Genomic DNA, 11,216 nt, shown 5'->3' with positions numbered 1-11,216 from the left:
ATACGATGTAGTGCGCGAGAATAATCCATGACCAAGCCCGGAGTCCATGCCATCATTAGCGCTCGTCTTCTTATTTGTGCGGCGATCCATAACTCTGGAGTACACATTATTTTTAATAGAGATAAGAAATTCTGATTTGGCCGAGCTAGAATACCTTCTAAGGCCGCTTCTAAAGCATAAGCAACCGTACTAGAGCAATTCTGATGCGTTATATTATAAATCGGATATTGACGATAACTTTTCCAAAAATTTAGCAAAGCATCGCGATTATAATGTTCAAACATAATCTTTTGATCGGATTCACACCAGTCGGCAGCTTCAGTTTGATAGTCTGATAAAAACCGTCCAGGTACATTATTATCTGGCGTTGCTCTTAATAAGCGAAAAAAGTCAGCCGCTTTGCGATCGATATCTTCCTCTGGGTATAAGCTTACATAAAGCTCAGAGGGTAACTCTAATGAGGCGTGACCGGTCGAAATAGTACCATTTTTATCAACTGCAGCAATATAACGATTAATAATTGGACGTGGTAAAGGAGGCGTGCTTGCTGAACCGACAGGTGTCCAAATATGAATAGTTAAAGGCTGTTGGAGAGATTGAGTGGCTCGATGTGATACCTTCGATACGGTGTTCTGTTTGATAGAGTCGAGAGATAACTTAGGGTTGATAATCTGAAATATGGTTAATCCTTTTTCTATATAACGAGATCGAGTAGCAATCGATAAAGCACTTACGCCAGTCCCAATCATAATTAAACCGATAAAAAAAGATAGTGTCGATTGATGATGAGTTAAAATAAAAAATGAAAACAACATTTGGAATATTCCCCATGCAAGAGTAATTTTCCATCGATAGAATCGGACGATCCAAGCAGAAGCCATAGCAAAGGATCCGGTAATAAAATAAGCGAGAACAAAAATCGCTGAGATAATTTCGTTACTGTATCCATTATTCATTAATAAAATATAGGAAAAAAATAAAAAAACAATTCCCTTACATAATAGTAAGTGGTTTTTATTTTTTATGCTGCATAGAGCAATGCTTAAGGTCATTAAGCTTTCAAATAATAAAATAAGACCAAAGGTATTTTTAGGGAATAATAGCTGTTGATTCAATCCATCAAAAAAGATAAAGGCACCAGTCATTACCCACAGAATTCCGAAAAGCCATAGGTAAAGTGAGTGTTTTTTAACAAAGTCGGAACCTAAAAGTAGTAAAGCAATCTGTAACATGTTGAGCCTATTCTTATTCTTTAACTACAGAGATGAAATGAAGATAAAAATATCTTATGAATGGAGTCTACCTAAAACCTGAACCAATAACTGTCTGCATATGTCACCTTCTGTCTTGGTTATTTTGATTAATATGAGGATTGGGTCATTTTCCGTCTTTTTGATGGTTTTTTATTGGGGGATTATTTTTAAGCTATTGTATAATAAGGATTATTTGTCCATACAATCCCATACATTAGTTACCGAGTATGAAGCAATAAAACGCTGTATAATTGCGCTCTATGTCTATTTACTCTGGTGAGTGATTTATCCCACCACTGACGAAGTGTGAGTAATCAATACTATGTTGACTAATATCCAAAGCGATCTACCCGAATGGGCAGCAAAAATTTATCCAGAGAGCAAAGGCTGGGATCGTATTCGTAAGAACTGGCGTTTTCGTTTGTGGGCGTTGCTGCATCCCCAAGCTGTGCGGCGGATGTTATCACTGGTTGAGCAGCCTATTCTCGCTAAGGTGCTGAATGACAATCCACAGCTATTAGAAAGACCACTTAAACCCTACCTCTGTGTTGATTTATCGCTAATGCAAAGAGTGGAGTTCCTTGAGCAGCATTTTTTATTTGTCGCTGAGCGTTTTGGTGAGCGTTGTACGGAGATCATGTCTGATCAAGGTGTGAGCTTATTATCTATCGAAGATAAAAATGGCGAAGCCTATGATATCCGTTTAAACCGAGGAGCCAGTCGTGAGGGATCGATTGGTTTAAACTTAGTGAATCAAGCGGGGACTACTATTTATTCGATTAGCTTTCATTTTTCTGATCACGGTAAAACGGTGTATATTGGAGCTTTGCAAGGTCCAAGTGAAAAGATTGAAAATCGTCAGCAAATCATTAAAGATTTAACGCGTACAGTTCACGGCTTACGGACGAAAGCATTAATGGTTGAGTTAGCCTTATTAGTATCTCGTCAGTTGGGTGTTGAGCGCTGTTATGCGATTTCTAATCGCGGCCATATTTACCAAGCGCTGCGTTATATTGGTTCTAAGCGTAATAAAGTCAGTTTTGATTATGATGAGCTATGGACAGAATATGAGGCAGAGAAAATCAGTCGTTATAGGTATCGCGTTGCGATGATGCCAGCACGTAAAGAGATCGAGACCTTAAACCGTAATAAACGTCGCCTGTATACCAAACGTTATCAATGGTTAGATGAGTTAGAGTTAGCTATTGGTGAGCGACTTAAGCAATTGAGCTGTTAATTATTCAAATTGTACAACAATATCCTTTCATAATGTCACGTCTATAGTAGATAAAGGGCTGCTCAGCCCTTTATTTAATCTATCCCCTTCCTATTTGAAGCTGCAGCGGTATTGGCTACGTTCGTTCACCCAATCACATTGCCTATCTATGTGCATGGGGACTCACTCACTTGTCGCCTGCCTGCAACTCCAAGTTGTTTGGGTATATGGTTTAATGAAAGGTCTCAATATAGAGATTTTCCACCTTACTTCTTGCCCATTCTGTACGACGTAAAAACTTCAAGGAAGATTTGATTGACGGATCGCTTTTAAAACAGTTTAGGCTAATTCGTTGCGCTAATCCTTGCCAGCCATAATGTTCTACCAATTGAGTCAGAATTTTTTCTAAGGTTAGGCCGTGTAAAGGATTATGCGGCTGCGCATGCGGATCGTTTGTGTGCATAAAAATAGCATAAGTGATGATTGAGCTGCCAAGTATAGCGTGCTTAGTAATAAATGTGCAGTAGGGCAGATCTTTGCATCATCAAGATGCTAATTTGTTGGTTATTTGTTAGCTTATGGTTTCTTTTTGTGGTTGCTTTCTACTTATGGCGTTTAGCATAGATTATATCGAACCATCATTGCTGACCGGCCAAATTAACTCATGAGTCAAGGAATCGATGAGCAGAGTGAACATTAAATGGCTGAATGAGCTTTAATATGCGATCAACGAATACCTTATTAGTATTGATGGTTGGTATGAGTTCGACGCTGATTGGCATCGGCTTATCTCGCTTTGCATTTACCCCTTTAATACCGATGTTATCGAGCGAGGGGTGGTTTTCGGTCGTTGAGACCAGTTACCTCGGTAGCTTGAATTTACTGGGCTATTTGATTGGTGCCTTGAGTGCTCATCGTTTAGCGCAGCAGGTCGGAGATCGCTTATTATTGACCGTTGCTGCTTTGGTGGTCAGTGTTAGTTATTTTGTCTGTTTTTTGCCTATCCACTATCTGTGGGTTGCTGGTTGGCGTGTTCTTGCTGGTGTTGCTGGTGGACATTTAATGGTCATTGGCCCAGCATTCGCTTTGCTGCATAGCCATAAAAATTATCGCAATGCGGTTATGACTATGATCTTCATGGGCATAGGTTTAGGTGTAGTACTTTCTTCTGCGATTATCCCGCTCCTACTTCGTTTTAGTCTTTCGATAACCTGGTTAGCTATCGGTAGTCTCTCTTTGTGTATTAGTGCTGTGATGATATTCGGCTTACGGCAACTGCCTGCTATATCTCACCCATCTTTATCCTCGGAACCTTCATCGTCTTTTGCCACTGGCGCTGTTTGGTTAGTGATTGCTGCTTATGCGCTTGATGCCGCCGGTTTTATTCCGCACACCATTTTTTGGGTTGATTATTTGGTTCGTGAGCGGAACTTCACGCAACCACAAGCGTTATGGTTGTGGTTTGCGTTTGGCGGTGGCTGTCTTAGCGGGCCATTGATTGCCAAATGGTTGGTATCGCAATTATCTTGGCACAGAGCGCTCTGGGTTGCTTACGCACTCAAAGCGTTCGCCATTCTTTTGCCAGTGCTGACCGCGATGCCTGTGTTACTGTTTTGTTCAGCTTTCATCGTCGGAGCATTGACACCAGGTATTGTCGCGTTAACCGCAGGCCGAATTGCTGAGTTAGTTGGCACGACACGGCATCAATATTATTGGGGTAGGGCAACGGCTGGCTTTGCTTTATTACAAGCATTATCGGGTTGGGGCATGTCCTTTTATTATCAGAAAGTAGGTGAGTACGCCCCGCTATTTATCACGGCGGCACTATTAATGTTATTCGGTTTGCTTTGTATCTGGGCAAGCCCATTTTTTCGATCAAAATCGGTGAAACAGTCATGTTAACGCTTTATTTAAATGCCACTTCCCCTTATGCGCGGTTAGTGCGCATTTGTGCACTAGAAAAACAAATTCCGTTAAATTTAGCCATGGTCGATCCGTGGGCTTCACCGGATACACTTTTGCAGGTTAACCCAGCGGCAAAAGTTCCCGTGTTAATCACGGACGCAGGTCTTGCCTTGAGTGAAACCTTACTTATCCTGCAATACTTGGATATTCACTCTCCTTGTGCGCCGAGAATGGATGATGATGAGCAAGTGATGCAATGGTTAGGTCTAGGTCAAGCATTAATGGATAGCGCTTTTCAGACGGTGATCGCCAATAAATATGGTGAGCCCGATGGAGGTGAATTGGCTTTGCGTCGTCAGCATGCCATACAGAGAATGTTGACTCAGCTTGAAAGTCAATGCTTACCGTTTGCTAACAAACCATTCACCACTGCCCATTGTTCGATTGCAGTAGGATTAGCTTATCTCGATTTTCGTTTGAGTAAGCTGAATTGGCAACGCTCTTATCCACAGTTAGCAAGCTGGTACGCACAAATCACACAGCGCCCCAGTTTTCAACAAACTCAATTTTCCTAGTGAGCCCACGGATTTTTGCTCGCTATCTTGAGTCATGCTCAGTACGATAACGGTTTGTTCAATATCAATGTGAAGTAGACATGACTCGTACCCGTATTCTTATTTCTGAATCAACCAATCCTTGGTTTAACTTAGCGGTTGAAGATACGATTTTCCGCTCGATGCCCGCCGATCAGCGTATCCTGTTTTTGTGGCGCAATGCCGATACTGTCGTTATTGGACGAGCGCAAAATCCATGGCGAGAGTGCCGAACTGAGCGCATGGAACACGATGGAGTGAAACTGGCGCGCCGACAGACGGGTGGTGGCGCGGTTTTTCATGATTTGGGCAATACTAATTTTACTTTTATGGCTGGCAAACCTGAATACGATAAACAGGTGTCGACGCAGATTGTATTAGCGGGATTGCAAAAGCTGGGTATTCACGGCGTGGCCAATGGACGTAATGATTTGGTGCTGCAAGATGAAGACGGGGTGCGCAAGTTCTCTGGCTCAGCTTATCGAGAAACGCTTGATCGCGGCTTTCATCACGGCACTTTACTCTTGAGTGCGGACATGAGCCGCTTAGCGAATTACCTTAACCCTGATCCCAAAAAACTGCAGGCGAAAGGGATTACTTCGGTTAAGTCTCGTGTGATTAACCTTAATAGCGTTAAAGCGGATATTGACCACCAGCAAGTATGCGATGCGATCATCCACGCTTATTTACAGCATTACCAACAAGATGCCCAAGTTGAGTACATTTCTCCTGAACAGTTTACTGATTTGCCTGGTTTTGAAGATAAGTTTTCGAAACAAAGCAGTTGGGATTGGAACTTTGGCCAAACCCCACCTTTTACTCATCATTTGGATGAGCGTTTTACATGGGGAGGAGTAGAAATCTTTCTCGATGTTGAGCAAGGAGTGATTCAGCAAGCGACGATTTTCAGTGATATGCTCGATCCTTACCCGATGGAGCGATTAGCGCAAAAAATGATCCATATACCCTATGATCGCTGTGCTATTGCTTTGTGCATTGAGCAATTAGCGCAGCAACACTCAGAGTATGCAAAGGAGCTGAAAGAGTTGTCAACATGGATAATGACTGCTTGTTGAGTATTGACTGAGTGATCCATCCTCTCTTATGCCAAAACCAAACATAGCCAAGCCACACTTACTGATCGGCTTGTAGATAATATCCCATGCCGCGTTTGGTTTTGAGCAGCGGGGCGGTGAAAGGGTCGTCAATTTTTTTGCGTAATCGGCGCATGTAAACATCGACCACATTGGTTAATGGATCTTGATGCATTCCCCAAACGTTAGCCAGAATTCGCTCGCGACTAAAAATATGCCCAGGTTTATTCATCAATAATTCCAAAATTGACAACTCTTTGGCGGTCAACTCAATGGGTTGATTGTCTCGTGTGACCTGCATTGTTGGCAAACAGAGCACTAAATCTGCGACTTGTAGTGTGGGTAATGGACTGGATTCAGAGTGACGTCGCTGTAGAGCATCTAAACGAGCCAGTAACTCTTCAAAATGGAATGGCTTAGCAAGATAATCGTCTGCGCCAGTGCGCAAGCCTTTGACTCGTTCATCGACATCGCCTAGGGCAGAGAGCATTAAGATGCGTACATCAATGCCTGCCGAGCGAATTTGTTGGCAGATGGTCAGTCCATCACAATGAGGTAGCATGCGATCTAAAATCAGCAGATCAGGTTCATAGCTGATGACCGTTTCTACTGCGTATTGGCCATCATTCAGGTGTTGGATCTGATGACCTTCTGCTTTTAAGCCTCGTTCGATAAAACTTGCTATTCTGGGATCATCTTCAATTAATAAAATGCGCATGCTAAACCTCTTCCAGTGGAAAGCTAAGGGTCACTTGGCTACCTTGATTAAGCTGGCTAGCGATCTTGATCTCGCCATTTAATTGTTTAGCCATGCTCTGAGCTAAGGTTAAGCCTATACCGAGTCCGTCAGGACGATATTGTTTGCCATTGTTAGCGCGAAAATAGCGTTCAAAAATACGCTCAAGGTCATCGCTAGCGATACCAATACCTTGATCGTTAAGTTGAAACGATACTTGGTTGGGTTCGAGCATTAACGTTAGTGTAAGTGGCTGTTTTTTCGGGTCATAACGTAATGCGTTATCAACAATAATACGGATAATCATTAATAGTTTATCTAAGTCGGTATAGCAAATCAGAGCCTGCCAATTGGTTTGTGCTGGATGAGTCGACTCAACGATAACCTGTTGCGAGTTGGCGAGTAAGTTCGCTTGCCGCCCAACCGCTTGCCAAATGGTCTCAAGTGTCATCGCGGTGAGAGTCGGCCGAAATAATTGTTCATCTTGGCGGATCAGCATTAATAGGTCATCAATTCGGTAAGATAAATGCGTCGCTGACTCGTTAATACGTTGTAAAGTTTGCCGATACTCGTCATCACTATTGTGACGACTGCGTAGGGTGATTTGCGCTTCGCCTAAAATCGCTGTCGCAGGGGTACGTAGCTCGTGGCTGACGTTGGCAAAAAACTCTTTTTGCTGATGTTTGGCTTTTTCTAGGGTTTGCAGTGCTTGAGCGAGCTCTTGGGTGCGTGCGGTCACTTCTTTTTCAATCAGCTGGCGCGAAGCCATTTCCTGTTGCTGAGCTTGCTCTAGGCTTTGTGCCATATAGTTGAAGTGGCGAGCGAGGGTTTTTAGCTCATAAGGGCCACTGATGGCGATTCGGTGATCCAGTTGACCTTGCTCTAACGCGGTAGTGCTTTTGACCAATTCAGCCAGCGGTTTTGATAAGGTCCTTAGTAGCCAACCACCGAGTAATCCACCTAAAATCACGCCAATCACGGCGAGACTGATGATCACGCTTCTCACATTCGATAACGCGCTCATCGCTGCACTTTCATAACGAGTGGTACGTTGTTGTTGCACACTGATCGCTTGATTGAGTAACTGGCGAAGATCGGTGTTATCTACTTGATCAAACGACTGGCTAAGTAGCAGCCAGCGCTCATCATCATCGGTGATTTTAGCGATTTCCCATGAGCGTAGCGCCTGTTTTAAACTGGCGAAGTTGGTTTCAAATAAAGAGATGACTTTAATTTGCTGAGTGATCTCCGCAAAGTCTTGCTGAGTTAAACTCTGTTGCTGGGCTTGTTCGGTGAGCTGATTGAGCTTTTCCAGTAAATCTTCAATTTTGGCAAAGCGTAGGTCGCGTTTTAAGGTACTGCCATCTTTTATCAATAGATATTCGGCAAGCCAGATCTTCAATTGTTGTTTTTCGGTACTCAGTTGCATGAAGTTTTGCAAAATTTGGCTAGAAATTTGTCCACGCTGAATGTGCTCATTAGCGACCTGATTTGACCAATAAGCCGCTCCTGCCTGAGCCAAAATCAGCGACAGTAAAAGTGCCAATACAAACGATAATTGATAGCGAAACACAGCCATTTCCTCACAGCATAGCGTCAATAACTGCAGAGTAAGCGATTTATGCACTCACGGTAAACCATGTTCATCTTAGGTTAATCTTCGCGCAGGGTTTAGGTTCATTGAAGCGCGCTACAGTAGTCACTCAAATTACCTAAACCAGTAAGGCAGAGACTATGCAACGTATCCATAAAACACTTTCCATTTCAGCACTATTATTATCCAGCGTGTTACCGTGGGCAGCTCAGGCTTCTTCGCCAGTTGTTAACAATAATATTACTCATCAAGAAGTGCTCAATGCTCAACAGGCATGGGGCGAGGCATTAATCAATATCAGCCAAACTTATGAAAAGCAAGGCCATGCAGCGGCAAAAACGTTAGCCAGCCAAGTGTTGGATCAAGCTTATGGTTACCAACAAGGCGCGGTACTTTTCAAACCGACGCTCGCCAGTGGTCAGCAAACGTTTCGTACCGATGTGGCTGGAGCGTTAGCCTATTTTGTCGGTGGCAATAGTGATTATGCGCAAGACTCTGGCTTTGCTTTAAAAGGTTGGAAGGAATACCGTTTTGAGAATGCTGCGGTTTATATTAATGGTGATTTAGCCTTGACCATGGGCAATGTCATATTGGTTGATAAGCAAGGGCAAACCACGATGGTTGATAAAAGCTGGGCCTTTAAGAAAGATGAGCAAGGTCAACTTCGTATCGTCTTGCACCACTCTTCTTTACCTTATCAACCTTAAGGCTTAATACCGTTATACCCTTCCTACTTGAAGCTGCAGGAGTGTTGGCTACGTTTGTTCACCCTCTATCTATGCTCATGGGGACTCACTCACTTGCCGCCTACCTGCAACTCCAAGTTGTTTATGTATAAGCTTCGATACAGAGCCGGTGGCGATGCGACCTGCTTTTTCTATCTGAGCGATTGAATACACTATTATCGGTGTTTAGTATGACTATGATGCAGATGATGTTTGTCCTTTAACTGCTGACGAAACCGAGCGAGATGAAATTGGGAGCGAGGTTGCTGACTGCATGTTCTATTACTATGTTGATGCTGTGAATCTAGGCGCTGTTGGTGATTATCATCGACAAAGAAAGAGGCCACGCTCGCGGTTAATAAACCAAAGAGGGTGATGCCCGTTAACATGAGAAACACCGCAACGCCGCGGCCAAAAGCGGTCACTGGATACATATCGCCATAGCCTACGGTGGTAATGGTGGTCATTGCCCACCAAAGCGCATCACTATAATCTTCAATTGGACTGTCGCTGCCTCTCTCCACCAAATAGACAAACGCTGAACTTAGCATCACGGTTAATAAGCTGGTTAAGCCAATAAAACTGAGGGTTTTTTGCCGTAAGACCGCTTTGGTTTGCCGCCAGGTTCTCGGTAAAATAAACAGAATACGTATAAAACGTAATGGTCTTAGGAATGGCATCGCAACAATCAAGACATCAGGCCAATTTTGCATTAAATAGCGGCCACGCTGTTGGCTGAGCAAAATTTTAATGGCTAATTCAGTGGCGAAAACGCCCCACACTAACCAAATCAATTGATTGATAAAGTGGCGTTCTTCTTGGTCTAGCTGAGCGACATCGGGTATTAAAGCCAATAGTACATAAATGAGCGATAAGATAAGCATTGGCACTTCGGTTTTGCTCTCGAAGGCGGCCAGTAATTTTGCGCGTTGTTTCAGGTTCATAATTCTAATGTCATTGTGCGTGGTTTGATAAAAGGTTGTCTGCGTTTAGATGCTATCGGTTAATTGAGTGATACGCGCGCAGAGTGCTTCGGCTAATTGGTGGCTAGCGAGGTTGCGCTCAATGATCGAGTGGGCGAGCTTTCCTTGTTGTATCACCCTGATCCATTCATCGATCATCGCGCTAAATCCTTTGTTGGTCAGCATCGGTGTCCAATCTGGCGAAGCCAGTCGTTGCGGCTGATTATTCTGCCAGTGTATGCCTTCAGAAAAAGAGTGAAATTGATAACTTTGATTAACGAACTGCGCACTAATAGATTCACTCGTAATGCCACATTGTCGATTCATTGAAGCATGCAACAAAGTGGCTCCATGTTGCCATTGAATATCGATACGCGCTAACTGTTTGCCGGCCATTTGATGGGTGATGTAAGCGTCTTGCAAATCGGCTTTAGCGTAGAGATTGATACTGTCTAATGGATGGATGAAGTCATCAAACAAGAAGGTACGAATATCACCAGGTAAAGCATGGCGATTTTTCTCCCAGCGTAAGCCGAGTAAGTCGTCTCGTAAGCCTTGCTGTACTCCGACCAAATGTTGATTTAATAGAGGAAGGTGGCGACGATTAAACCCGACATAAAGCGGTTGTTGGTACTGTTCAGCTAATGCGTACAATTGTTCGCAATCAGCCGCGCTGTTTGCTAATGGTTTATCGACAAATGTGGCGATGCCATGACGTAAGAAAAAAGCCGCAATCTCAGGATGAGCGGCCGTCGCCGCGTGGATCATCACGGCATCGACTTGGAATTTGAGCAGATCTTGATACCGGGTACAGGTTTCAGTGATCCGATATTGAGCGGCTAAATGCGCAAGAGTGTGCTGATTTCGAGTGCAAAAGACCAGTTCAACCTCGGGACGTTGGGTTATCACGGGTAAGTAAGCTTTTTGGGCGATATCCCCCAAGCCAATAATGCCTATTTTGATCATCGTTATCTAAACTGGTTCGCTTCACAATGAGAGCAAGACTAACACTTGCTCTAAAAATCGGTAAGTGTATTGCCGAGAAATTGGGAAGACGATCTTTGTCATTCCTAAGATAAATCCGAGAACGAGTCATACAATAGGCAGTTTCTATTTTCGGGATATCAGTGTCAGACAG

Annotated in this window: 11 protein-coding genes; 5 read left to right on the top strand and 6 right to left on the bottom strand. The window is 43.5% G+C overall.

Going from position 1 to position 11,216, the window contains the following annotated elements; genetic code table 11:
- The coding region (locus CAG60_RS01960) for an MFS transporter (RefSeq protein WP_161438159.1) at window positions 1–1,232 on the bottom strand (1,232 nt) is incomplete at its 3' end.
- 343 nt (window positions 1,233–1,575) lie between these two features.
- Here CAG60_RS01960 and CAG60_RS01955 point away from each other — a divergent pair.
- Window positions 1,576–2,490 carry a VirK/YbjX family protein gene (locus tag CAG60_RS01955; protein WP_161438158.1) on the top strand — a complete coding sequence of 305 codons (915 nt, stop codon included), beginning with the start codon at window positions 1,576–1,578 and terminating at the stop codon, window positions 2,488–2,490.
- A gap of 211 nt (window positions 2,491–2,701) precedes the next feature.
- Here CAG60_RS01955 and CAG60_RS01950 read toward each other — a convergent pair whose 3' ends face one another.
- Entirely contained in the window at window positions 2,702–2,932 is a 231-nt protein-coding gene (locus CAG60_RS01950) for a VF530 family DNA-binding protein (RefSeq protein WP_083797782.1), read from the bottom strand.
- A 257-nt stretch (window positions 2,933–3,189) separates the two neighbouring features.
- Here CAG60_RS01950 and CAG60_RS01945 point away from each other — a divergent pair, with 257 nt between their 5' ends.
- From CAG60_RS01945 to CAG60_RS01935, 3 genes are all read left to right on the top strand, one after another.
- Window positions 3,190–4,371: a YbfB/YjiJ family MFS transporter gene (locus tag CAG60_RS01945; protein WP_161438157.1), complete on the top strand. Its 1,182-nt coding sequence runs from the start codon at window positions 3,190–3,192 to the stop codon at window positions 4,369–4,371.
- Window positions 4,365–4,949: a glutathione S-transferase family protein gene (locus CAG60_RS01940; protein WP_161438156.1), complete on the top strand. Its 585-nt coding sequence runs from the start codon at window positions 4,365–4,367 to the stop codon at window positions 4,947–4,949. The genes CAG60_RS01945 and CAG60_RS01940 overlap by 7 nt, the downstream gene beginning before the upstream one ends.
- A gap of 80 nt (window positions 4,950–5,029) precedes the next feature.
- The gene (locus tag CAG60_RS01935; RefSeq protein ID WP_161438155.1) at window positions 5,030–6,043 is read left to right on the top strand and encodes a lipoate--protein ligase; all 1,014 of its coding nucleotides are present in this window, start codon (window positions 5,030–5,032) and stop codon (window positions 6,041–6,043) included.
- Window positions 6,044–6,101: 58 nt separating this feature from the next.
- Here CAG60_RS01935 and CAG60_RS01930 read toward each other — a convergent pair whose 3' ends face one another.
- Window positions 6,102–6,779, bottom strand: coding sequence for a response regulator transcription factor (locus CAG60_RS01930; protein ID WP_154170839.1), 678 nt, complete (start codon window positions 6,777–6,779; stop codon window positions 6,102–6,104).
- A gap of 1 nt (window position 6,780) precedes the next feature.
- Entirely contained in the window at window positions 6,781–8,370 is a 1,590-nt protein-coding gene (locus CAG60_RS01925) for an ATP-binding protein (RefSeq protein WP_161438154.1), read from the bottom strand.
- A 161-nt stretch (window positions 8,371–8,531) separates the two neighbouring features.
- Here CAG60_RS01925 and CAG60_RS01920 point away from each other — a divergent pair, with 161 nt between their 5' ends.
- Window positions 8,532–9,098, top strand: coding sequence for a phosphoribosyl-AMP cyclohydrolase (locus tag CAG60_RS01920; protein WP_040905221.1), 567 nt, complete (start codon window positions 8,532–8,534; stop codon window positions 9,096–9,098).
- A gap of 194 nt (window positions 9,099–9,292) precedes the next feature.
- Here CAG60_RS01920 and CAG60_RS01915 read toward each other — a convergent pair whose 3' ends face one another.
- The gene (locus tag CAG60_RS01915) at window positions 9,293–10,060 is read right to left on the bottom strand and encodes a potassium channel family protein (RefSeq protein WP_161438153.1); all 768 of its coding nucleotides are present in this window, start codon (window positions 10,058–10,060) and stop codon (window positions 9,293–9,295) included.
- Between the two features lie 45 nt (window positions 10,061–10,105).
- Window positions 10,106–11,041 carry a Gfo/Idh/MocA family oxidoreductase gene (locus CAG60_RS01910; RefSeq protein ID WP_161438160.1) on the bottom strand — a complete coding sequence of 312 codons (936 nt, stop codon included), beginning with the start codon at window positions 11,039–11,041 and terminating at the stop codon, window positions 10,106–10,108.
- Between the last annotated feature and the right edge of the window lie 175 nt (window positions 11,042–11,216).

It is taken from the genome of Vibrio sp. V33_P6A3T137 (assembly GCF_009904835.1).
GTDB classification, from domain to species: domain Bacteria; phylum Pseudomonadota; class Gammaproteobacteria; order Enterobacterales; family Vibrionaceae; genus Vibrio; species Vibrio metschnikovii.
Note: the sequence above shows the minus strand (reverse complement) of the source record. Positions and strands in the feature narration are given on the sequence as shown.

Excerpts from the sequence above, each read along its gene's own strand:
- CAG60_RS01950 (WP_083797782.1), bottom strand. The coding sequence starts at position 2,932 with ATGCACACAAACGATCCGCATGCGCAGCCGCATAATCCTTTACACGGC.
- CAG60_RS01955 (WP_161438158.1), top strand. The coding sequence starts at position 1,576 with ATGTTGACTAATATCCAAAGCGATCTACCCGAATGGGCAGCAAAAATT.
- CAG60_RS01940 (WP_161438156.1), top strand. The coding sequence starts at position 4,365 with ATGTTAACGCTTTATTTAAATGCCACTTCCCCTTATGCGCGGTTAGTG.
- CAG60_RS01930 (WP_154170839.1), bottom strand. The coding sequence starts at position 6,779 with ATGCGCATTTTATTAATTGAAGATGATCCCAGAATAGCAAGTTTTATC.
- CAG60_RS01935 (WP_161438155.1), top strand. The coding sequence starts at position 5,030 with ATGACTCGTACCCGTATTCTTATTTCTGAATCAACCAATCCTTGGTTT.
- CAG60_RS01915 (WP_161438153.1), bottom strand. The coding sequence starts at position 10,060 with ATGAACCTGAAACAACGCGCAAAATTACTGGCCGCCTTCGAGAGCAAA.
- CAG60_RS01920 (WP_040905221.1), top strand. The coding sequence starts at position 8,532 with ATGCAACGTATCCATAAAACACTTTCCATTTCAGCACTATTATTATCC.
- CAG60_RS01945 (WP_161438157.1), top strand. The coding sequence starts at position 3,190 with ATGCGATCAACGAATACCTTATTAGTATTGATGGTTGGTATGAGTTCG.